This is a genomic window from Planococcus sp. TJ-201 (assembly GCF_058268495.1).
The window spans coordinates 20,009-40,295 of record NZ_JBZDOG010000012.1; the positions used below are offsets into that span (position 1 = coordinate 20,009).

At 50.2% G+C, this 20,287-nt stretch carries 41 protein-coding genes; 38 read left to right on the top strand and 3 right to left on the bottom strand.

Features of this window, described 5'->3' with window-relative positions; all coding sequences use genetic code 11:
• Positions 1 to 10 precede the first annotated feature (10 nt).
• The 10 genes from AC4EG4_RS18320 to AC4EG4_RS18365 all read left to right on the top strand — a co-directional run bounded on the left by AC4EG4_RS18320 (position 11) and on the right by AC4EG4_RS18365 (position 5,055).
• Positions 11 to 427, top strand: coding sequence for a HEPN domain-containing protein (locus AC4EG4_RS18320; RefSeq protein ID WP_490988612.1), 417 nt, complete (start codon positions 11 to 13; stop codon positions 425 to 427).
• A complete protein-coding gene (locus AC4EG4_RS18325) occupies positions 406 to 792 on the top strand; it encodes a hypothetical protein (protein WP_490988613.1) in 387 nt (128 codons plus the stop codon). Before AC4EG4_RS18320 ends, AC4EG4_RS18325 begins: the two co-directional genes overlap by 22 nt.
• A gap of 92 nt (positions 793 to 884) precedes the next feature.
• Positions 885 to 1,802 carry a phage tail protein gene (locus tag AC4EG4_RS18330; protein ID WP_490988614.1) on the top strand — a complete coding sequence of 306 codons (918 nt, stop codon included), beginning with the start codon at positions 885 to 887 and terminating at the stop codon, positions 1,800 to 1,802.
• Positions 1,803 to 1,816: 14 nt separating this feature from the next.
• Complete coding sequence (locus tag AC4EG4_RS18335) at positions 1,817 to 2,056, top strand: hypothetical protein (RefSeq protein WP_490988615.1); 240 nt, start codon at positions 1,817 to 1,819, stop codon at positions 2,054 to 2,056.
• 40 nt (positions 2,057 to 2,096) lie between these two features.
• On the top strand, positions 2,097 to 2,252 hold the full coding sequence (locus AC4EG4_RS18340) for a CD1375 family protein (protein WP_490988616.1): 156 nt from the start codon (positions 2,097 to 2,099) through the stop codon (positions 2,250 to 2,252).
• A 137-nt stretch (positions 2,253 to 2,389) separates the two neighbouring features.
• Positions 2,390 to 2,740, top strand: coding sequence for a hypothetical protein (locus AC4EG4_RS18345; RefSeq protein WP_490988617.1), 351 nt, complete (start codon positions 2,390 to 2,392; stop codon positions 2,738 to 2,740).
• On the top strand, positions 2,737 to 3,213 hold the full coding sequence (locus tag AC4EG4_RS18350; RefSeq protein WP_490988618.1) for a hypothetical protein: 477 nt from the start codon (positions 2,737 to 2,739) through the stop codon (positions 3,211 to 3,213). Before AC4EG4_RS18345 ends, AC4EG4_RS18350 begins: the two co-directional genes overlap by 4 nt.
• Entirely contained in the window at positions 3,197 to 3,478 is a 282-nt protein-coding gene (locus AC4EG4_RS18355; protein ID WP_490988619.1) for a phage holin family protein, read from the top strand. The genes AC4EG4_RS18350 and AC4EG4_RS18355 overlap by 17 nt, the downstream gene beginning before the upstream one ends.
• On the top strand, positions 3,478 to 4,536 hold the full coding sequence (locus tag AC4EG4_RS18360; protein ID WP_490988620.1) for an N-acetylmuramoyl-L-alanine amidase: 1,059 nt from the start codon (positions 3,478 to 3,480) through the stop codon (positions 4,534 to 4,536). Before AC4EG4_RS18355 ends, AC4EG4_RS18360 begins: the two co-directional genes overlap by 1 nt.
• Before the next feature lie 99 nt (positions 4,537 to 4,635).
• Complete coding sequence (locus AC4EG4_RS18365) at positions 4,636 to 5,055, top strand: hypothetical protein (RefSeq protein WP_490988621.1); 420 nt, start codon at positions 4,636 to 4,638, stop codon at positions 5,053 to 5,055.
• A gap of 264 nt (positions 5,056 to 5,319) precedes the next feature.
• Here AC4EG4_RS18365 and AC4EG4_RS18370 read toward each other — a convergent pair whose 3' ends face one another.
• Positions 5,320 to 5,559: a helix-turn-helix domain-containing protein gene (locus AC4EG4_RS18370; protein ID WP_490988622.1), complete on the bottom strand. Its 240-nt coding sequence runs from the start codon at positions 5,557 to 5,559 to the stop codon at positions 5,320 to 5,322.
• A gap of 127 nt (positions 5,560 to 5,686) precedes the next feature.
• On the opposite strand from AC4EG4_RS18370, the gene AC4EG4_RS18375 reads away from it, so the two are divergent.
• The 22 genes from AC4EG4_RS18375 (at position 5,687) to AC4EG4_RS18480 (ending at position 16,399) form a co-directional block, all read left to right on the top strand.
• Entirely contained in the window at positions 5,687 to 5,818 is a 132-nt protein-coding gene (locus AC4EG4_RS18375) for a hypothetical protein (RefSeq protein WP_490988623.1), read from the top strand.
• Entirely contained in the window at positions 5,815 to 6,000 is a 186-nt protein-coding gene (locus tag AC4EG4_RS18380; RefSeq protein ID WP_490988624.1) for a hypothetical protein, read from the top strand. The genes AC4EG4_RS18375 and AC4EG4_RS18380 overlap by 4 nt, the downstream gene beginning before the upstream one ends.
• 140 nt (positions 6,001 to 6,140) lie before the next feature.
• Positions 6,141 to 6,677: a MerR family transcriptional regulator gene (locus AC4EG4_RS18385; protein ID WP_490988625.1), complete on the top strand. Its 537-nt coding sequence runs from the start codon at positions 6,141 to 6,143 to the stop codon at positions 6,675 to 6,677.
• 324 nt (positions 6,678 to 7,001) lie between these two features.
• Positions 7,002 to 7,799 (top strand): helix-turn-helix domain-containing protein, encoded by a 798-nt coding sequence (locus AC4EG4_RS18390; protein WP_490988626.1) that lies wholly within the window; start codon positions 7,002 to 7,004, stop codon positions 7,797 to 7,799.
• Between the two features lie 169 nt (positions 7,800 to 7,968).
• On the top strand, positions 7,969 to 8,286 hold the full coding sequence (locus AC4EG4_RS18395; protein ID WP_490988627.1) for a hypothetical protein: 318 nt from the start codon (positions 7,969 to 7,971) through the stop codon (positions 8,284 to 8,286).
• Positions 8,287 to 8,477: 191 nt separating this feature from the next.
• Positions 8,478 to 8,726: a hypothetical protein gene (locus tag AC4EG4_RS18400; protein ID WP_490988628.1), complete on the top strand. Its 249-nt coding sequence runs from the start codon at positions 8,478 to 8,480 to the stop codon at positions 8,724 to 8,726.
• Between the two features lie 289 nt (positions 8,727 to 9,015).
• Positions 9,016 to 9,315, top strand: coding sequence for a hypothetical protein (locus AC4EG4_RS18405; protein ID WP_490988629.1), 300 nt, complete (start codon positions 9,016 to 9,018; stop codon positions 9,313 to 9,315).
• A gap of 194 nt (positions 9,316 to 9,509) precedes the next feature.
• A complete protein-coding gene (locus tag AC4EG4_RS18410) occupies positions 9,510 to 9,716 on the top strand; it encodes a hypothetical protein (protein WP_490988630.1) in 207 nt (68 codons plus the stop codon).
• Entirely contained in the window at positions 9,713 to 10,075 is a 363-nt protein-coding gene (locus AC4EG4_RS18415; RefSeq protein ID WP_490988631.1) for a hypothetical protein, read from the top strand. Before AC4EG4_RS18410 ends, AC4EG4_RS18415 begins: the two co-directional genes overlap by 4 nt.
• Before the next feature lie 20 nt (positions 10,076 to 10,095).
• Positions 10,096 to 10,284 carry a hypothetical protein gene (locus AC4EG4_RS18420; RefSeq protein WP_490988632.1) on the top strand — a complete coding sequence of 63 codons (189 nt, stop codon included), beginning with the start codon at positions 10,096 to 10,098 and terminating at the stop codon, positions 10,282 to 10,284.
• Between the two features lie 32 nt (positions 10,285 to 10,316).
• On the top strand, positions 10,317 to 10,559 hold the full coding sequence (locus AC4EG4_RS18425; RefSeq protein WP_490988633.1) for a hypothetical protein: 243 nt from the start codon (positions 10,317 to 10,319) through the stop codon (positions 10,557 to 10,559).
• Between the two features lie 47 nt (positions 10,560 to 10,606).
• Positions 10,607 to 11,368 (top strand): ATP-binding protein, encoded by a 762-nt coding sequence (locus AC4EG4_RS18430; protein WP_490988634.1) that lies wholly within the window; start codon positions 10,607 to 10,609, stop codon positions 11,366 to 11,368.
• A gap of 190 nt (positions 11,369 to 11,558) precedes the next feature.
• Complete coding sequence (locus tag AC4EG4_RS18435; RefSeq protein WP_490988635.1) at positions 11,559 to 11,798, top strand: hypothetical protein; 240 nt, start codon at positions 11,559 to 11,561, stop codon at positions 11,796 to 11,798.
• A gap of 3 nt (positions 11,799 to 11,801) precedes the next feature.
• Positions 11,802 to 12,071 carry a hypothetical protein gene (locus AC4EG4_RS18440; RefSeq protein WP_490988636.1) on the top strand — a complete coding sequence of 90 codons (270 nt, stop codon included), beginning with the start codon at positions 11,802 to 11,804 and terminating at the stop codon, positions 12,069 to 12,071.
• 18 nt (positions 12,072 to 12,089) lie between these two features.
• Entirely contained in the window at positions 12,090 to 12,770 is a 681-nt protein-coding gene (locus tag AC4EG4_RS18445; protein ID WP_490988637.1) for a YodN-related protein, read from the top strand.
• Positions 12,767 to 12,949 carry a hypothetical protein gene (locus AC4EG4_RS18450; protein ID WP_490988638.1) on the top strand — a complete coding sequence of 61 codons (183 nt, stop codon included), beginning with the start codon at positions 12,767 to 12,769 and terminating at the stop codon, positions 12,947 to 12,949. The genes AC4EG4_RS18445 and AC4EG4_RS18450 overlap by 4 nt, the downstream gene beginning before the upstream one ends.
• Entirely contained in the window at positions 12,946 to 13,137 is a 192-nt protein-coding gene (locus AC4EG4_RS18455; protein WP_490988639.1) for a hypothetical protein, read from the top strand. Before AC4EG4_RS18450 ends, AC4EG4_RS18455 begins: the two co-directional genes overlap by 4 nt.
• A 105-nt stretch (positions 13,138 to 13,242) precedes the next feature.
• Positions 13,243 to 13,617, top strand: a complete 375-nt coding sequence (locus AC4EG4_RS18460) for a YopX family protein (RefSeq protein WP_490988640.1) — start codon at positions 13,243 to 13,245, stop codon at positions 13,615 to 13,617.
• Between the two features lie 17 nt (positions 13,618 to 13,634).
• Positions 13,635 to 13,814, top strand: coding sequence for a hypothetical protein (locus tag AC4EG4_RS18465; RefSeq protein ID WP_490988641.1), 180 nt, complete (start codon positions 13,635 to 13,637; stop codon positions 13,812 to 13,814).
• Positions 13,811 to 15,148 carry a DnaB-like helicase C-terminal domain-containing protein gene (locus AC4EG4_RS18470; RefSeq protein ID WP_490988642.1) on the top strand — a complete coding sequence of 446 codons (1,338 nt, stop codon included), beginning with the start codon at positions 13,811 to 13,813 and terminating at the stop codon, positions 15,146 to 15,148. Before AC4EG4_RS18465 ends, AC4EG4_RS18470 begins: the two co-directional genes overlap by 4 nt.
• A 35-nt stretch (positions 15,149 to 15,183) precedes the next feature.
• A complete protein-coding gene (locus AC4EG4_RS18475) occupies positions 15,184 to 15,381 on the top strand; it encodes a hypothetical protein (protein WP_490988643.1) in 198 nt (65 codons plus the stop codon).
• A 49-nt stretch (positions 15,382 to 15,430) separates the two neighbouring features.
• Positions 15,431 to 16,399 carry a toprim domain-containing protein gene (locus AC4EG4_RS18480; RefSeq protein WP_490988644.1) on the top strand — a complete coding sequence of 323 codons (969 nt, stop codon included), beginning with the start codon at positions 15,431 to 15,433 and terminating at the stop codon, positions 16,397 to 16,399.
• A 163-nt stretch (positions 16,400 to 16,562) separates the two neighbouring features.
• Here AC4EG4_RS18480 and AC4EG4_RS18485 read toward each other — a convergent pair whose 3' ends face one another.
• On the bottom strand, positions 16,563 to 16,781 hold the full coding sequence (locus tag AC4EG4_RS18485) for a helix-turn-helix domain-containing protein (RefSeq protein ID WP_490988645.1): 219 nt from the start codon (positions 16,779 to 16,781) through the stop codon (positions 16,563 to 16,565).
• Between the two features lie 7 nt (positions 16,782 to 16,788).
• Positions 16,789 to 16,992 (bottom strand): helix-turn-helix domain-containing protein, encoded by a 204-nt coding sequence (locus AC4EG4_RS18490; RefSeq protein WP_490988646.1) that lies wholly within the window; start codon positions 16,990 to 16,992, stop codon positions 16,789 to 16,791.
• Positions 16,993 to 17,123: 131 nt separating this feature from the next.
• Between AC4EG4_RS18490 and AC4EG4_RS18495 the strand changes: the two genes are divergently transcribed.
• The 6 genes from AC4EG4_RS18495 to AC4EG4_RS18520 all read left to right on the top strand — a co-directional run bounded on the left by AC4EG4_RS18495 (position 17,124) and on the right by AC4EG4_RS18520 (position 20,199).
• On the top strand, positions 17,124 to 18,272 hold the full coding sequence (locus AC4EG4_RS18495; RefSeq protein ID WP_490988647.1) for an AimR family lysis-lysogeny pheromone receptor: 1,149 nt from the start codon (positions 17,124 to 17,126) through the stop codon (positions 18,270 to 18,272).
• A 13-nt stretch (positions 18,273 to 18,285) separates the two neighbouring features.
• Positions 18,286 to 18,453 carry a hypothetical protein gene (locus tag AC4EG4_RS18500; protein WP_490988648.1) on the top strand — a complete coding sequence of 56 codons (168 nt, stop codon included), beginning with the start codon at positions 18,286 to 18,288 and terminating at the stop codon, positions 18,451 to 18,453.
• A 254-nt stretch (positions 18,454 to 18,707) separates the two neighbouring features.
• Positions 18,708 to 19,262 (top strand): RNA polymerase sigma factor, encoded by a 555-nt coding sequence (locus tag AC4EG4_RS18505; RefSeq protein WP_490988649.1) that lies wholly within the window; start codon positions 18,708 to 18,710, stop codon positions 19,260 to 19,262.
• A 36-nt stretch (positions 19,263 to 19,298) separates the two neighbouring features.
• A complete protein-coding gene (locus AC4EG4_RS18510) occupies positions 19,299 to 19,505 on the top strand; it encodes a hypothetical protein (protein WP_490988650.1) in 207 nt (68 codons plus the stop codon).
• Positions 19,502 to 20,053, top strand: a complete 552-nt coding sequence (locus AC4EG4_RS18515; RefSeq protein ID WP_490988651.1) for a hypothetical protein — start codon at positions 19,502 to 19,504, stop codon at positions 20,051 to 20,053. The genes AC4EG4_RS18510 and AC4EG4_RS18515 overlap by 4 nt, the downstream gene beginning before the upstream one ends.
• A gap of 17 nt (positions 20,054 to 20,070) precedes the next feature.
• A complete protein-coding gene (locus AC4EG4_RS18520; protein WP_490988652.1) occupies positions 20,071 to 20,199 on the top strand; it encodes a hypothetical protein in 129 nt (42 codons plus the stop codon).
• Positions 20,200 to 20,287 lie beyond the last annotated feature (88 nt).

Here is a 20,287-nt window from a genome sequence, read left to right on the forward strand (position 1 = left end):
GAGGAATATTATGCCAACTAGAGAAGAACTTCAAGATTTATCCATGGCAAGACTTGCCGCATTAAAAGATTTATTGATAACAGGACACCATGATATTGTTTGCCAAGATTCTGGCTATGTTGTGGAATATAGCTTGAAATCTGCTGTATGCAATAAAAATCAAACAGTGGCATATCCAGATCACAAACCTGAATACCGGTCACATAATTTTAAGCAACTAGTTAAGTTTGCAAAATTAGAACAGGAACTATCGATGAAAAGTAAGGATATTGATTTTTTCACGAATTGGTCTTTATTAAGTAAATGGTCAGTCCATATGAGATATCAACCTATCGGTACAAATGGCGAAGAGCAGGCGGCTGACTTTATTGATGCACTCGATGGCGAGGAAGATGGTGTTTATACATGGCTGAAAAATCACTGGTAGATACTATCCGATCTCTAACTGACAAAATGATTAGAGAAAAGGGAAATGTAAACCTTTTGATGCTCTTGCCTGATGACGGAGAACCTTCATTTACATTGTTAATTAGTTCAAAATGGCTTGACGGAATGTCGCCGAAAGAGGGAACTAAATTAGTAATCAGTTATTTATTCAATTTTATTTCAGAGGAACAAAAAGGATTAATATCAAGAGTTACTTTGATAAGTACTCAAGATAAATCCGTGCAAGAAATGAACAGAATCTACCTGAAACGTGGCGGTAAATCCTATATAAGTAATTGTGTTTTCGGGGAAGTGTTAATCCCGGAGGCTTGGATTTTAGAATCAGTTCATGAGGATTATATTTGAGTAGGAACAAACTGCGTGGTAATCACCCGCGATAAAATAAACGATTTGAGCGTCCTAACGGGCGTTCTTTTTTTATACCAAGGAGGGCTATAATGGCAACGAATAAATTAAACCTGCCGACCATTACGTATAACCAAACAGCGGACGTACCTCGCGACATAAACGCACTTGCCGAAGCAGTTGACGCAAATGTGGGCGTTGCCGGCGGTCTCGCAACGCTGGGAACAAACGGCAAGATACCCGCAGAACAACTGAGCATAGCACCGCCTGCTGACGCTTCCACAACGCAGAGAGGTGTCGTGCAGCTTAATGATAATACGACTAGTACGTCCGTTTTGCAGGCGGCGACAGCAAATGCAGTGCGGAAGGTGTCCGAATCCGTTTCGTCTAATAAGACGGATTTAGCGTCTCAGGTAGTCGGCAAAGGCGCAGATACAATCGGTCTACCTGACCCCAATTCGCTATTCACAGCTACCACTGTCGGCGGAGCAATGCAAGAGCTTTTTATAAATGTCAGTGACGGGAAAGACTTAATAAGTGGGGCGATCACTGACCTAGACCCCGGTGTTACTATACCGACAGATCCGGACTTTCAGGACTTGGTCGACGGAATTGGCTCGATTAATACATTCTCTTTGGTAGCCGGCGAAAACAATATATTTGACCCTATTGCCACTACGTCTATAACGTTAACAGCGCAATACAATATGACAAAGTACATCGAACACGAAATGTTATACAGCGGTTCAGTTCGTGTATTGTATTCAGCTTACCTACAGTCGGGCAGTAATTCCTTCCCTCTTAGGAGCCAGATATACGTGAATGGGGTCGCACGCGGAGTTTTACGTAATAGCCTAACAGGCACTACAGATTACTCTCAAGATATCACGGTAGAAAAAGGTGATTTAGTCCAACTATACGCTTCACAGGCGAATGTCGGAAATTTACCTAGTATTTTAAATTACCGTTTAGGCATCACAGGGGGCCTAATGACAGACCGAAATCTCTAAAAGGAGGTTACCGCATGGAACGTAAATACGAATACTCAGATAGCAAATCTCGATCAAGGATAATTGCCGAGAACAATGGATTAATACTTGTGAAAGAAGAAAACCTCTTTACTGGGAATTTTTTGGTTTTTCGGAAAGAAACGCAAGATGAAAGCAAAGTCACTCTGTTAGAAATCCAAAACAAAGCCCTTTCCGAACGTTCTGATTTCATAGAGGAAGTTATAGCAGAGATGGCCCTAAAGGTTTACCAGTAATACACCTATGTAAGTGGTTATTTACAATGGAGGTGAGAATATGATGGAGATATTTTTTGCGCAACGTGTGTTACTTGGTAAAACCGAGTTCAGCGATATTCCAGACTCTTTAAAACCAGGAACATACGACCGACTAGTTGACAGCGGTGATGGATTTTTAGCGGGCGATTACCGGCCGCCAATTACTCAGCGATAGCACTGCGGTACTAACCGCAACAAATAAAACGCCTTGGCTACCGCAGCCTGGGCGTTCTTTTTATCCAAGGAGGGCTAAAATGACCGCGACACAGAACGATCAACCAGCCGGCGGCCGTCAAAGAAGGAGGCGTTAACATGCCGGAATCAGGACTCAACGGAATATTTGACCGCATTACCCGCATTGAATCGGAAGTAGATAAAGCCGAAAACGAACTACGCGCACTAGAACGCGACGTAGCCGTAAAGCTCGACGTCCTTAAAGAAGGACTACTCAAGGAAGGCAAACGCGTCGACGAAGTGAAAACGGAGCAGGCGTTAATTAATCAGCGCATGACCGCCATTGAAAAGTCGCTCGAAAAAATCGACGACAACACCACGCACACGCGGCGACAAATGACCGGCATTATAGTTGGCGCGGTCGCAACGGGTGTCATAGGCGGCGCCATTGCGCTGATATACGGGTTAATTGGAGGCGGAATCGTATGAAACTAGGCATCACGTCGTTGAGCATCATGAACTTCTTTTTCATGCTCGGCGCCACCGTTATTCTCGCGGTGCAAGACGACTTATTTACGTCCAGTGACTCGAAAGTGTACGAATTTCTCGGCGCAATTATGCCGCAGCAATATTACGCAATTGTAGCGTTTGCAACCGCCGTCATACTGTTTATGGCGTTTGTGCTGCGCAATCGGTACGTGGAGGTCGTCGGCTTGTTTATTAGCGGCGGCTTCGTGCTGTTTGTGCTATGCGGCTACTTGCTCGGCTTTCCGAACATCGCCAGCATTACGTACGCCGTCTGGACGTTGGCAACGTTTATGTCGATCGTCGAGGTGCTGAACGATATTCAGGACGAAAAGGAAGCACACGCAGCCGAGGTAGAATGCGAACGTGTCATTCAAGAAACGCGCGCAACGCACGAAGAATACGAAGGAGGACATACGCATGAAAATCAATCTTAAAGTACGCGCCAAGAATCCGCTGTTTTGGCTACAGCTTGCGTTATCAGTCGTCATGCCAGTAGGCGCATATTTCGGCATCACAGGCGCCGACATTACGTCGTGGGCGATATTAGGCGACGTGTTACTTGACGCAGTATCGAACCCGTACGTCATGTTTACCGCAGGTGTCAGCGCATATAACGCCGTGCTCGATCCGACGGTGCGCGGCATGAGCGACAGTCAGCGCGTGCTTAACCGCACGGAACCAGTAGAGGGGGCGAAATAATGGCGAAAGCAAGCGATTTTCTCGTAGCGATGTGCGACGGCCACGGCCCGAACACAGCCGGCAAACGCACGCCTCATATTGCGGCGCTAGGTCGGTCGATCCGCGAGAACGAATTTAACAAGCCCGTCGTCAATATGCTCGAAGGCGAGTTAAAACGTTGTGGCTTCCGTACGTTGCAGACGGCGCCAACCGATGCCGACACCGGCTTAACTGCACGCACCAACGCGGCTAACGCAGCCGGCGCCGACATTTACATTAGCGTGCATTTTAACGCCGTCAGCCATTCGTTCGGCGCGTCAACAGCGCAAGGCTTCAGCGTTCATATCCAAGCTGGCTCGTCGAACAGCAGCAAGTCGTACAAGCTGGCGCAACTAGCCGTCGCAGAACTAGCGAAAGGTACGCGCCAGGTAAATCGCGGCATCGTCAAGCAAGACCTCGCCATTACGCGGCAAACGCGAATGCCGGCAATCTTAGTCGAGGGTGGCTTTATGGACGACGAGCGCGAGGCGTTACTGATGATCGACCCGGCGTTTCAGCGTGAAGTAGCGCAGGAACTAGCGCAAGCCGTTTGTAAATACTTCGGCGTAGCATACGTTGGCGGGAGTGCTTCCCTAAACGTAGTTAAGCCGGTTACAGCCTCGCGTGATTACCTTATGGAAGACGACCGAGGCCCGGCAGTCAGCGCTATGCAGTCGGAATTAAACAAAGCCGGAGCATCGCCGAAGTTAGTAGTCGACGGTATATTCGGTGCAGCATCGACGCGAGCAGTTAAGGCGTTTCAGGCGAAACACAAACTCGCTGTAGACGGCATTTTCGGCGCAATGTCGAAGTCTAAGCTGGCGCAGGTACTAGCGCCCAAACCTATCGTAAAGGAGGCTGCAACCGTGGCTGCTAAAAACGAAGTTACGTACAAAAAGAATGCGCAAGCAAGCGCAAGTCTAGCCGAAGGTCAGGCGTGGGTCGTTGCGAATAACCTAAGCGACGGCACTTACCCCGACCGTCCGATTACACGCGCAGAGTTCTGGGAAACACTACGCAGATACAACGCAAGTAAGTAACGCAAAATAAATACGCGTAAGAGCGTAAAAACTCTTGCGCTTACATATCGCTTGATGTATGATAAAGGAAATTAACAAGTAAGAAAGGTGGAGGTTCGGATGGGATTTTGGTCTAACGCAATGAAAACACGGTATAAAATTGAGGTAACGGCGGGCGCGCGCTTCTTGGAGCCACGGCTTGACAACGTGCGTATGGTTAACGTAGTGGAAGGCGACGAACGCGGCGACATTACCTTCGAGGTGCCGATGGCATTTAAAAAGCCGGCCCAGCTCGTAGACATCGCCTGGATGAACGAAACCTATTCGCGCTCAGCCGGCAAGACGGCCGCAGGTGCTATCGTCGGTGGCGTCGTTGCTGGCCCAATCGGCGGCATTGTTGGCGGTGCACTCGGCGCTAAACGCAAGAACGAGTCGAAGGCTGCGCTGTTGTGCGTAGACACCGACGGCAGCGAGTTTGAAATCGTATTCAAGTGCGACGCGAAGTTATTCCGCCAGCTCGAAAATCTAGTCGCTGTTTAAGTCTACAACACCTAAAAACGGAGGTAATTTATTTGGAGACTTATTCCCCTACATTCACTCAAAAAAGCAAAAAACTCCACACACTGCAGGATGAACTGTCGGAATTAACGAGCGTAGTTCACGATGCAATAGTGTTTAGGCCTAAAAACAGGTTAGATATTATAGAAAAAGGCGCAGAGGATGTCGAGAGAGTTGCGAAAGAAATGCAAGAATTAATTCAATCAATGCGCAGAAGATAGTATTATACTATGTAAAACAAACGCCCTAACCTTCGCGGTTGGGGCGTTTTTCTTTGTCCTCTAACGTAATCAATTCGTTAATGTCCGTAATACCCAGCACGTCGGCAATGCGCTCAATGTGGTCAATCGTCAGCCGATCGACGTAGCCGCGCGTCAAATTGCTGATGGCTGCCGGCCGTATTTCCGTTAGCTCGGCGAGCTTTGATTGCGCCATGCCGCGCTGGTCGAGTTGTTCGCGTAGTTTAATGCGGATGCGTTTCTTCATGTGCGTACCTCCGTTCAATATGCGTTAAGTATACCGCAAATAAATTAAAGCGTAAATAGTTATTGACGTAATTACGCTTATGCGTTATATTTAATTTACGAAATTAAACGCAAGGGAGCGCAACAATATGCAACTATTACGCAAATTAGACGACTACTTTATCGGAGCCGACGAAGGCACTAACGCAGATAGAGTTTGGTTCTACGGCTCATACGCCATTACAGCGGTGCTTGCTTGCGCCATGGCGGTCGCACTATGACGGCTGAGCAAAAAATACAAGCGATGGGCTACTACGCCGTGTCGCTAATCGAAGCGTCGATCGCTAACCCCGACAATCTGACGCCGTTAGTTGTGGCGAATATGCTTTACGTCGAATACGACCGGCTCGACCTCGGGGCCGAAACGCCGCAAAACGTGCAGCAACGCATGTTGAGCAATTAAAACCGCCAGGGCTTCCGCCTTGGCTTTTTCGGTTTACGCCGCGCGCGGCGTAAACGAGCGCCTGTGGTTGCCTACATGACGGTCTTAGCGTATACTTTCCGTATGGGCAGACAATCGCCAAACGATAGGAGGGCGCAGTTATGACGAACGAAACACAACTACCGGCAATTACACAGACTTACCGCACAAACGAACTGGCGCAGCTACTCGGCATTAGCGCGCCGAACATACGGCGACATGCTGCGGCACTCGAAGCTGCAGGCGCGTCCATTGCGCGCGACGAACGTGCTGAGCGTATATTCAGCGACCAAGACTTATCGGCAATGCGGTACATGCGCAAGCTGATCGACAAAGGCGCAACGCTTGCCGATGCGGGCAAGGAAGCTGCGGGTCTGTTGAATCAAGAACGCCAGGCGCGCGCTGAAGCGGGTGAACTAGTGCAGGCGGGTGATCGCGAAGTGTTTGCGGCAATGGTGCGAAAGCTCGACGAGCAAGACAAGATGATGCGCGCTGTGATGGACGATAACCAATACTTGCGCGATCAGATGAAACGGATTATAGCGGGGCAAGATCGTATCGAGACTTATATAGAAGAAGCGCGTGCAGCCGAACCTGCGCAACCAGCAGCCGAAGAAAAACCCGAACCAAAGCGTCCGTGGTGGCGCTGGTTCGGGTGACGAAATAATTAGTATTGCGCTTAGCCGCGTTTACGTGTAATATACTAAATAACGAAAAACAACGGAATAGCAAAAGGTGCAAAGCTTGTTAAGAGGAACGCCAATTCCTTCTAACCGGTGACGTCGGAACACCCCGACATGCACCACTTGCTCAGCACCTTTTTAATTGGATACTCCGATTATATCTAAATTCGGCGTTCTTGTAAAGAGGTACACGCTAATATGTCGCAAATAAGCGAATGTTAGTAACGGGCGGTGGTCATGTCGTGATTGATGCGATAATGACTGCCGCCTTTTTGCGTTCCTACAAAGGGAGCGTTACATATGAAGAAACTATCCGATCACAAAACGTTTGCTACTACCGCCGACCTAAACGGCGCCATTCGCCAGCATTTCTACACGCACCAATTCGCCATGAACGCTACGACTAAACGCTTGCTCGAAACTGTTGCGCGTCATGCCGTCAAATACACGGGCGCAGCCTGGCTTAAAGCCGACACACTTGCGGGCCTTCTCGACGTCAACGTGAAGACGGTTCGGCGCGGGCTGGCTCGCCTGCAGAGGCTAGGAATTATCGAAAAGCGCTCGACTCTACGTATGATCAGCGGAGGTTACGGTGCGAATATTATCGTTATCCTGCCGGCTGCTAACACTAGTGTCCAGTCGCAAGTGTCCAGTCGGTCAGTTGGCGCGGAGCTTACGGAGAGTAAAGCGAAACCTACTTCACAGCAAGCCGAAGCTACTATCTTTATAAACAAACCGATACAAACCTTAAATGGAACGTTACCAGCAGCGGAAAAAGCGCCCGCAACGTTCTATGAACATTTAAAGTCGTTAATCAGCGATAAGAAAGAACGCCGCGAATACTACATTGCGTTCAAGAAGCAAGTAGCGTCGCTACTTAAATTCGACATCTACGCAGACAAGGCGGAGCTGCTGGAACTATTGGCGGTACGTGCGCTGTATTCAGCACTAAGACGTCAGCAAGTCGGAAACGTCGGTAATGCAGTCGGGTATTTCTACGGCACACTGCGCAATCAAATCGAAAAGACGTTATTTAGCGACCTGGGCGAAGTGTATTCGACTGATCCCGACGAGTTGCTGGCGCTCTTGCCGTACTGAAAACGCCTAAACCCTTATATAGTTTGCTACATACGGTAAATTGCGTTTTCAGAGCGAGTTCGTAATACGTGATTTAGTGAAGTCGCAATTAATTTCGCAAATACCTCCCCACTTCGACTGTCGGCGGCTAGATAGTTGTATAAGACATCGAAAGGGGAGGCGGTAAGTTATGGACGAAGTGGCGGCGAATGTTTGCGCACGACTTGAAGAACTAGGATTTAATCCGTATGTGCAAGTAGGCAAATCGCATGTAAGGCACTGTTTGATCCGTTACCACGATATCAAGAATGTCGCGATAGAGACGGCGAACTTGACTGACGGAGAGCCTTACGTAGTAGTCGGCAGGAAGCCCAAGAATTATCTCGCTATCTATAACTATGAAGATTCTACGGTAACTATCACGAATTTATGGGCGCACCGTGCTAAACGTAGCTTCTTATTAGACGGCTCACATCCGTTTAAAGACGGGCTTGCTTATCGGTCATGAAAGCCGGTAATCAAGCAGCAGATCGTAAGCAAGCTTGTCTAGCCGTCGGAGGCAATGCGCCAGTGCCTCACGATTTGTACCGCCGCCTGATTCCGTTGGCACGCCAATACGATAAGGGTTACGGCGATATTGCGCAACTCTACCTATACTTACTGGCGAACGTCAACGGCCAACCGGATAATCCGCGTTATATGAGTGCGTGGCCTAGCGTACTAACTATCGCTGCCGATACCGGCATAGGGCGAAACCGAGTCCCACGTTTGGCCGGCGTGCTCGAAGCTGTGGGATTGGTCGAAGTTGAATATGAGCAGCAGCCGACTAAGCGGTTGAAGTTCTATTATCCGCAATACTATTCGACGCTAAACGATGCTGAAATACACGGCCGGTTGAAGGCGATGCACTCTACGGTGCAGACCGATGCACTCAGCAGTGCACAGTGATGCACTCTACGGTGCCTGTAATAATAACAAAGTAATAATAACTAATTAATAAAAGATATACTTCCTCATTCGCTAACGCTCATTCGTCAGGCGATCATACGTAAAGTAACTGCGCATATAAGTACAGACGCAAAAGCGCATGTGCCCGTATATAAGGGAACGCCTGAACTTAAACACAAGTAAGTCGCCTCACACCCTCGCAGCGCCCCGAACGACTAAACGCTCGACCAACTCCGTAAGACGGCGCCTACGCGCTGAAAACAGGCTTAAAATCGAAGGAGGCCACCGAATGAACATCGCAATCAACGCCGACTACCGCATTACCAGCGACCAATACAACGTCAATATAGAACGCCGCAAGTTGAGCGACCCGACGCGCCGACCCGGCTTCGACGCAAGTAAGCACGACACCACACCGCGCGAAAGCTGGGCGCCAGTTGCGCATTGTCGCGACGTAGCACACGCGCTAAACTGGTACGTTGATTACCGCGTGCGCACCTCGGAAGCCAAAACGCTGGCTGAACTACGCGACGTTATTTTAGCGCACCAGGCCGAAGTCGTGGCGCTGTACGGAACTAGCGTAGTTTAGACGGGATTTCAGCGCAATACAGATACGGTAGCAAGTAAGTAAGGTAAGCGCATGGGCGACGGCTAGAACGCCTGTAGCGCGGTTAAAACGAAGGAGGACGATGTTATGCGAATGTTTTCAAAGCTAATGCCACCAGAGTTCTATTACATCCGAGTATGCGGCAAGCAACTTAAATTACGATGGGAGGGCGCAAAATGACGAAACCACTCGAAGTAGGCGATATAATCATCGCAAAGCATAGCGTTCCATTTCCCGATGGCGTTACGGAAGGTTGCGAGTATTCAGTCGCCACCGTATGGAACAGCTCGTCTGGAAATTCCGGGTTCACTATAATTAACGACAATAAACTCGACGCAATGCCGGTTGAGGCGGTATTTTATCGCAAGGAGGCGTTTGAATGACGGACACTACAAAGCCACTAACCGACTGGAACGTTAAAGACTTCCACACGTATATGCAGGCGGAACACTTACGGCTATTCAACGTCGACTACCGGCCGCAAGCGTCATGGGGGCGCGAACAAGGGCTACTCGGCGGGCTGATCGGCACAGCGCGTAAGCCAGGCACCGTCGACAAGGCGCTGGTTAAGGCGTTCATCGACGAAGGGTTCGCTACTTATAAGCCGACCGCAATGTACCCCGGCACAAGCTTCGGCTGGCTTTATCAATACCGCGCCAACGTATGGCAACAGCTGCAGCTTGACGCTAAGTTGGCGGAGGGGCGTACGGATGTAGACGCAGATAATGACGGGTGGTTTTAAATGCGAAGGAGGCTGGGCGTATGGAGAATTTAAGCAAATCGCAATTATTCTACGGGGATTATCGCAGTGAGTGCCTAAGGGCAAAAGTCGAAGATGCCGGCCACTTGGAGTTAACTATTAGCGATGATGATAGCGAATTATTTGCGTCAATGCGACTTGAAAAACTACAAGCGTTAGAATTAGCGATGTTTATTTTGAAATCACTGTAATTAAATTCTTACGAATAGAAGGGGAGATAAGTATGAATAGACCCGAATTCTACAGAGGGAAACCAATTATTCAACCAGGAGAGACTTACGAAATTGATGGTGTATTGCATGAGGTTGTAACAGCTACATCAAGTATTATCGGTGTGAGCGCTGGGAATATTAGCATGACTAATCCTATTTTCCACTTAGATAATTTAGAGACGGGGGAACGAGTTTACTTATCCAAAAAGGAGTTAGCTTCAAAATTTGTAAGTCCTGAAGAATCGTCTCTTTGAATAACGAAACTGCGCAATAACCGCAACAAACGAAAGGAGCGTCGCCAATGACGAACGAATCACGCTGCCTATTAGCAGCCGAATGTCTCCTCGCCGGCCAGTCTGCGCATTGCACCGACCACTGCACGGCGTTTATCGCAATGCGCGGTCGGTCAAACAGCGCCAACCTGCCGCAACGCTACCGCCTCACCACGCTCGCCAATAGCCCCGCAGCCGCCGGCCAAGCGCCTATTTACAAGCAGCTTGCGGCATACGCAGCTACGTTCGATCGCCAGTACCCCGACGCCATGCAAACGCGTGTGGACGAAGTGGGTGTCGAGAAGGCGCAAGTCAAGTCGATGTACCTTTGGTCGCAATCGCCCGGCACAGGTAAAACCACGACGGCCGCCGCATTGCTGAACGAATGGCTGCGCGCTAGTCTTATGGGCGCCGTCAAACGCGGCCGACAAGCGCCACAGCAGCCGGCAATGTTTCTCGACATCAACGAGTGGCAGTCGGACTACAACCTCGCCACCATGACGAACGACGACGCAGGCATGGCGCAAGTACAGGCGACGTTGAAGCGGGCGCAAGCTGTCGACTTCCTTGTAATCGACGATATTGGCATACGCGACGCAACGCCGGCTTTTAAGGCGTATGTACACGCCATTATTAACGCAAGGTGTGCCGGCGCCAAGCCGACAGTCTATACGTCGAATCTGCCGCTGGAACAAATGGAGCGCGTGTTTGACAGCCGGTTGCACGACCGTATGCGCGACATGTGCACCGTTTACAAATTCGAAGGCAGCTCGCATCGGGGCGGCAAATAATGAGGCCGACGTTAGTCGCCGACTTGCCGCTGGGCGCTACGTTTTACGCCGAAGAATATGCGACGGACTGCACGGTCGAGGTGTTCTACGGAATGCGTGCGTTGAGGCTTGCGCATAACGGAAACCTTGTAATGACCGGTGCATGGCCGCGATTTACGCTGACAACTGACTACGAAGGAGGCGCCGCCGAATGAGCATCAATATAGAAAAGGTGTTACAGGAACGTACTGCAGAAGAGTGGCGTGTTATTTACGAAACGACATTCGATGAGCATTTTGAGCTGGTCACAGACATCTGCCACGAAAACAACCGTTTGAAGGCTAAATACGAGGAAGTGAAAGAAATTAATTCGTTATTGGCCACGATGCTTTTCGTAATTGTAATGACGTTGATTGTTCTGACCAGTATACAAAATATAGTAGGAGGTTGACGAATGATCCAGCAAGGAACGCTAGACTACTTAAACTATATGATCGATGAGGAGATCGAAACTAACGAAGATAGTATTAAGGAGTCCGATAACCAACGTTTAACAGATAGATACGCCGGCGCTATAAATGGTCTAAGGTTCGCGAAGCATCTGATAAACGCCGATTTCATAGACGACAGCGGCAGAGAAGAGATCCCCCGTAGAAACGAACAAATCGTCACGGTATTAACTACGTACGCCGGAAAGCTACCCGTTTCGCCTGAACGTAAATAACTCGAAGGAGGGCGCCGAATGAACCGCAATAACTTCTTTACACATATCACCGCAGTATTAACCGCGCTACTCACCGTCCAGGTACTCGCTAAGAAAACCCCGCCGGTGCCTCACCGCCTGCCCGCCGCGCCGTTCGCAATTGGCGACTTGGTGTCGATCGAAGGTTACGACGGCCAGCTCTACTACGTCGACTGCTTCACGGAGTCGCGCCAAACCGACGGCGACGGCGTAATCGAGGACGTCCACTACGACTTAACCTGCGCAGGCACAGGCGACTATGAAATTGCGTTTATGGAAGATTTGACGCTGGTTGCGCGTGCTGCCGACGCCGAGGCGTATTTAGACGGCTACGCATACGTGCCTGCCGACGACTATAATCCGATGGGAGCGATACCTATGCAGAAGCAAACGCCACGTCAGATCAGTTCCGCTATAGAGGCGGGCAATCGCCTCACACGCCAACGCAAGCTCGCCTTGACCGACTGGCTGTTAGACCAGCGCAAGCAATACAGCGACTTGGCTGCGTTCTTTAGCGGCGGTTACGACGGCAGCATTGCGCAAATCGACGAAGACTTGACGGCGTTAGCCATGCTCGAACTGCCGGCGGCTGGTTTTATGAACGACGTTGAGCTGCGTATTGAGCAACGGCTAGCACACCGGACGTATGACGCGCCGTTGAAGCCGGAGGTGGGCGAATGACTCAGGAAATAATTACGACAATAACGCTAAAGCAGGACGTTTCTGACGACATTACCACCCCGCAAGTTCTCGACTATTCAGGCGCAGTTCGCGATTGGATAAAGGAAATACTGCCCGAAGATATAACGCTAGCTAAAATAAGCGTAGCCGTAGAGCCGAAGGAGGCTGACGAAGAATGACGTTCTTAGAACTAACGAAGCACCTGCGAGACAGCAGCAAAGCGCGGTTCGACGCCACAGCCGACGCGCTCTACTACTGCAACCATTCGAAGCAATCGGCGCGGCTGAAACGTAGGCTAGCGCAACAATTGGCGCTGTTGCAGTTCTACGACGACATGCTTGCGAAATTGACGAAGGTAAGCGAATGAGTACGGACGTAATCGGATTCCTTTTATTCATCGGAATACTAGCAATAGTAACGATAGCCGTGATGTTTATAGACCCGCGCAAATATTAACGAAGGAGGTTGACGAATGAGAGATATTAAGTTTCGCGCTTGGGATAAGGAAGAATGCGAAATGCTTAGCGATATATCGATTCTTGATGATACATGGGACATGTTGAATGAGTTTTTGAAACACAAGGACGAATTAGTATTCATGCAATATGCTGGCTTAAAAGACAAGAACGGCGTTGAGATTTATGAGGGTGATGTTCTGGATTACTCCGGCGATGTGAAAAGTGTGTTAATGTTCGAGGTCATATTTCACCACGCTGGGTTCAAAAGGAAATGGTTGGACGAGAAAACTATAAAAATCCGAGGAATCGAAGTAGAAACCCTTGCGTGGAATACCAGTACTATTTTCGAAGTCATCGGAAACATCTACGAAAACCCCGATTTGAAATAACGAGGGAGGCTACCGACGTGGATTATCACGAACATTTAGAGCGCATGGCTAAAATCGGCGCACCAGCGAACGAACTACGTATTAACGGCGCAGTAACTAATCGGCGGACATTCCACGCGGTAGACTCCGTGCTGTTCGCTATAAACGACTACGCCGCGATTGAGAGAGAATTAACGAAGGAGGTTAACGCCAATTGAACTACGGAATGCTACTACTCAATAAGATCGTCGAGCAAGACGACGTTAAAGCGATTGCCCGCCACGCCCTCGAACCGGAGCACTTTGCCACGGAAGGCGAGCGCCAGGCTCTACAGTTCATCCGCGACTATGCACGTGCTAACGGCGGCCGCGCGCCGAGCTACGCCGTCATGATCGAAGAGTGCCCGACGTTTGACTACGTGCCGCAAGTCGACGACGATTACGGCTACCTGACCGGCCAAGTCAAGGCGCACGCAGCCAAGACGCAGCTCATGGCGTATTTGCAGAACGATTTCAGCGCCGAGTTCAGCCGCGAGCGCGACGGTGCCAAGTTGCTCGACCGATTGCAGGCGCAAATTGCCGACATCAAGCGCAGCACGACAACCAGCGCTAAGGTCGGCCTGAGCGTTAAAGACGACAATGACGTGTTTCGCGCCGAGTACGCCAAACGTAAAGCAGGCGAGTCGAGCCGATACTGGCGGTCGAAGTATTCGATTATCAACGACGGCGCCGGCGGCTATGCTTCGTCTAATATGTACGTTATATACGGTCGATCGGGTCGTGGCAAGTCGGCAGTAGCGCTCGACGAAATGGTTGAGCTGGCGTTTCAAGGCGCAACCTGCCTCGTATGGCTGATGGAAATGGGCTGGTTCGAAGGCATGGTGCGGCTGTATACGTATATTAGCGCCCGCACCGGCGTGGTCATGGCTGCTCTCGACGGCGTAAACTTCGACGCTGGGTTTAACTCACGCGACATGCGCAAAGGCGAATTTGCTGCCGATTTCGAGGCGAAGTTTATGGCGTTCCTCGACGACATTAACGCAATCTTGCCGGGCAATATCGTGCTGCGGGGCGTCGACGACGATAACTTCAAAGACCGCCACCTGACGGCGCTTGAAGCCGACGCCATTAATACGAAGGCCGACGTCGTGCTCGTTGATCCGTTTTACTATATGGACTACGAAACCAACACGTCGAAAACCAGCGGCGGCGATGCGGCTAATACATCGAAGGGCTTGCGCCGATTAGCCGGCAGCTTAGACGTGGTAATGTTCGCCATAACGCAGGCCGACGAAACGGACGAGGCATTAAACGACGAAGGTGGGCGTGAGTTGGCGCTGCCGAAGCGTAAAGAAGTATCGAAGACCAAAGCGTTGCTGCAAGATGCGGCGGTGCTGATTGCGGTCGACACGGTGTTTAAGGAGTCGCGGGGGATTATCGGCTTGAACAAAGGGCGCGACGGTGGGGAAGACGAGGTTTGCGAAATCGTGTACCTACCGCAGATTGGCGTAATTAAGGAAGCGGTAGTTGCGCCGGATCAGTTCGGGTTTTAAGGCTGCCGCACAGTAGATGGAAACGGAGGGGTTTTATGAAAAGAGTACATGTCTGGATGCTTGAAGAATATAAAGAGCCGATAAACGAAAGCGTCTTATTGCCAATAGTACCTCGCAGACACGATGTGATTGTTATTAGAGGTAATGAATATATCGCTAAAACGGTAATACTCGAAGCGGGTTCAGAAGAAATTACAGTGAATTTGGCTTCACCGTTTGCAATGGGATATTAACCGTTCGCTCAAACTACGCGTTAAATAACCTACGAAAGGAGCCACCGCCATGCCGCTAATCAGCGTACGCAGCACGCAAATAGACGTCGACATTACCGCCGAACTCGAACAATACGAATGGACGCGCCCGCGATGGACTGCCGACAAGCTACTCGCCGGCTCGCCGTTCCGCCACGATCAGACGCCGAGCTTCTTCGTCAACTTGGAATCGGGTGGCTGGTCGGACAGCGGCGCCTATGACGCAGAATATGGGCGTGGTAATTTCGTTAAGTTGCTGGCGTTTCTGCGCGACGAGCCGACGGTCGACACCGAAGACTACTTGCTGGCGACGTACGGCGGCTTCGGCTATGACGATCAGCTCACGCTCGACTTGAAACGTTACCGCGCCGACACGCCGTTGGTTGTGCTTGACGCCGAAACCGTGCCTCCGTTAGCCGGCCGAGGAGTTGCGTATATGGCCCAGCGTGGCATTCATCCGGCAGTTACGGCGCTGAACGGCGTAGGCTATGACGCGGACAGCCAGGCGGTTGTAATACCGTGGCGCGATCCGCAAGGGCGGCTGGCAAACGTTAAATATCGCCAGGTGTTCGGCAAGACGTTCTGGTATGCGAAAGGTGGGCGGTCATTGCGGTCGCTCGTATGGGGCGCCGACATCGTTTACAAACGCGGCATTAAGCGGGCGGTACTGTGCGAGGCTGAATTCGACGCCATGACGTGGCAGTCGGCGGGCATTGCGGGGTTAGCGGTTGGAGGCGTGACATTTACGCAGCAGCAGGCGGACATTATTAAGCGGTCGACGATTGAGACGTTAATTTTGGGCGGCGATAACGATAAGGCGGGCGCTAAGTTGAATGCGGAGGTTGTACGGTTGCTCGGCGGCCATGTGCGGCTGCTGGCGCCTGTGTGGACGGGTGATGCGAAGGTTAGTCCGAAGGACGCGAACGAAGCGGGCGTTGCGGCGTTGCGGGCGTTGGAATACCGCGAAGTGACACCGTTATTTAACTTCGCCAGTGACTAAATAACTACGCAAGTTCCACGTTTAGGAATTTACCTACGTAAAAATAGTTCGATATACTTTCGTTATGCGGTGGACTTTCGGCCCCTAAGTCGCTAAAATAACGTTATGAGCATCGGAACGAACGTTCGCTACGCGAAAACACGTATTAGCAGCCGCGAAGAAGCTACTCTTCGCCCGACGGTAGCCATTCGTAGAGGTCGTCGATTGTGCAGCCGACAGCTTGCGCAATGAATCTTGCGTTTGCCAGCGACAATATGTACCTCTTGCGAACGATGTCGGATATACGCTGTTCAGTCAAGCCGGTGCGTTGCGAGAACTCTCGGCGTGAGAGCTTGCGTTCGTCCAGGCGTTGTTGAAGCAGGCAGCGGCCAACTCGTTCCAACTGCGGATCACTCCTTTTCCAAGATAACTTGCACAACCTTTTCGATTGGAACGTTTAGTACGATGCAGATGCGTTCGATTTGCAACAACGTCAGAAGCTCGTTGCGGTTAATCTTCGCCACTGTATCCGGGTGAACGCCGTGATTGCGCAGCTCACTGATATTCCAGCCTCTTTCGAGCAGCGTTTGTTTGAGTGGTTCATAGGTAATCATGGGCAAATCCTCCTTATTTGTAAATTACTATAAAAAATGTTCGACAAGTTGAACATAAGATGTTACTATTTAATTAAGCCATAAAACGTTACAAAAGTCACGGAAAACTTTCATGCGAGGGGTCGTAAATATTGAGAGTACAAAGCTTATTAGAAAATGCGATCGATAACAGTGCGAAACCAATCACACTAAAATCCATCGCTACACAAACGGGAATTGATCTATCGTTAATTTCAAAGTTTTTTGCTGGCAAGCGAGAATTATCGCTTTGCGACGTATTAAAGGTGACGAGGCTTGTCGCGCCTGCAAGCGAGAAAGAAGTGGTGCGCTGGCTAGTAAGCGATTATACAGAATCAGCCAGCCGTGTTAACGTAAAGTCAGCGCTGCTGTACCTCGTTAACAACTATATGTACGACGAGATAACGGTACTCGGCGAATCCATTCCGCATACGCATAAGGAGAACATTGCGTGGTACGAATTGGTCAAAAGCCTGGCGCTGCACAAGAAAGGCGAAGTGGTCGGCTACGAAATGCTGACGAATGTTAACAAGGTTTCACACGATTCGCCCGACGTTTTGACGCTAAAGCACACGCTATGTGCCCACGGAAATTATACCGAGCGTAACTTTATATTCGTTCTTGACTTCGTTAAGGACGCCGAGCGTTGCGCAGTTGGCGTCAAAAACGAGTTTATCCGCAACTCACTGCTGAATTCGATCAACGAGCTGATGGCGAACGCAATGCTGTTTCGCCGCAAAGATACGAAGAAATGCCGATTCTACGCGAATAACACGCGACAGAGTTGCTTAACAAGCGCGGTGACGCATATTAACAACGACTACACAACGGGTATTTCGTATTTGTTCGAGGACTTCGATCAGGCGCTATCCTACTTGCAACGTAGTGCAGACGGTTGGCGAAAGCTTGGCCGCCCTGAACGCGCAGAAGCGATCGAGCAAGACGACATAGCGTTTTTATATAACTGCTGGCACCGACCGATGGCGCAAGGTAGTGCGCTGGCAGCAAGCGCTCAGGCACATCGGTATTTCATAGACGGGGAAGTTGCGAAGGCGCAGACGGCAGCATTGGCGTTAGGTAATAGCGCGTTTGACTTATTCGTAAAGGGCTTAGTATTCGCCGACGATGCGTTGCTGTTAATGTCCGCGATGGAGTACCGTCTCAAAGGTAACGAGTTCTTTGCGCAGTTGCCAGCGAAGCACATACAAGCTAAACCGCTTCAAAACGTTTATAACGATCTAACAATACTAAAAACAGCGTAGGGGGAATTTATTAATGAAAAATCTAATCGCAAAATTATTAATCGTATCAGCCTTGGTATTAGCACCACTCGGAGTAGCGTTGGTACAGCCGGACGAGCAAGTTGCTTCTATAGAAGTAAAAGACAATGAGTTCGGAAGAGCTGCGAAAGATCCGGGCGGAAATGGCGGAACAGGTGGTTGATAAGACAGAAGTATTAAGCGGCTCTCATTACGAGGGTCGCTTTTTTATTTGTTAGCATGTTCAAGTATTTGAACGTTCGATAAAAAAGACTATTTTGTCCATTCTGACTTCTTTTAAAAACTTTTGGTATATATTAGGGATGTACTAAATAAAAGGAAATAAATCGAAGAAGAAAAAGAATATGAAATAAATTCCCCACTTAGTACTTCGGCGGCTAGATAGTAGTATAAGACAAAGAAATCAGGAGGGAAAATATGAAAACAACAGACATCTTAATAAAAGAGTTTCAAGTTGAAGGCTGCGAAATGGCTTTCAGCGAAGTGTACGCAAGACATTGCGACAAAGCGTTCGGCATTGCAAGAAGCCGCGCCAGCTACTACGGAGTCGATCAGGCGGAAGCTGAGTCGGAAGCTAACCTAGCGCTCTACAAAGCGATCACCAGTTACGACATGAAAGGCGGGTTTGAACCGTATTTAATAAAACTCGTAAAGTTCTACGTTAGAAATCTATGGCGTGGACAGCGTCGACAATCGGAGCGAGACACGGTTTACCTAGAAGACGCGGCAACGTCGACTGGCAACGAACCGGAAATCGCGGCAATAAAAAAAGAGCAGCGCGAGCTACTCAGGTACTTAACCGCAAGTGCAGACGATAAGAGCCGGCAAGCTCTTACGGCATTCGCAGCAAGTGAAACACTCCGAGAAGCCGGCAAGCTCATCGGAGTGGATCACAAAACGATAAAGAATCGGATAAGAAAAATATCGGCTGGCCGCCAAGACATTTCGTTAAACGAATACATTACCGCATGACCATTACACGCCACTGGCGCATAAGGAGGAACAACTATGAAGAAGTCCCTATTTTCATTATACACAATGTCGACACAATTGAAACAATTCGCAGTCCATCCGCTAAAAACGCAACTTTCGTCCGACAAACATACGTTTGCACAGGCGCGCGGCGACATCGACTTTAACTACGACGGCTGCTACAACGCAGACGACGACCACGCCGACTACCAGCCGCTAGTAAAGGCGGTGCGCATCGCATGAGTAACGTTAAACCGAAAACCACGCAGCCAACACGCTACCAACCGTCAACACACGCAGTCGAACAGGTGCACGTCCGATTCGGCATCGCTAAGCCGGCGGTGCAGGCTTGGATTTTAAACGAAATGCGCACGGCCACTTACGTCATGACTGGCGGCGGCGGACGCTTGATATACGAATCGGCCGACGCACGGCTTATCGTATCGGACAACGCAGCAACGGTTATTTCGGTCACGCCACTGCAGGACGACCTGCCGGTACACGACAAAGTACGCGCACTGGTTATGCGCCAGTTGACGCTGGCTAACGCAACACACCGCAAGCAAACGCGGGCATTGAACATCGAAAGAGCGCGCAAAGACGTGGCGATTGCACAGTTACGCCTGAACCAACGCCTGGCGAAGTCGCCGGTCGCACAGGCGCAGATTGACCGTAAGATAGCGTTAGTGCAAGCGGCGCTCGATCGGCTTGCGTTGGATCAGCGCCGAGCTGACGAAGTGCTTGAGACAGAGCGTAGAGCAGCGCGTATGTATGGCGTCACGGCGACCTAACCGTCGCCCCGTCGTGAATGCCTTCGACAGTAGTAGCGGCTGTGGCAATCGCTGCGGACGCAATGAACCAAGCGGCGTTTAGCACCAAGGCTGCTATCGAGGGCGACCACGGCGGGGCGCTGCAACTAACGCTGAAATACGCGTGAAAACAGCGCAGTCTGCCCGGCAGGCACGCCGCCAATTAAGATGCGTGAAGTGTCGGCGCTCTAGTCGATGCAAGCCGGCTCAACGTCG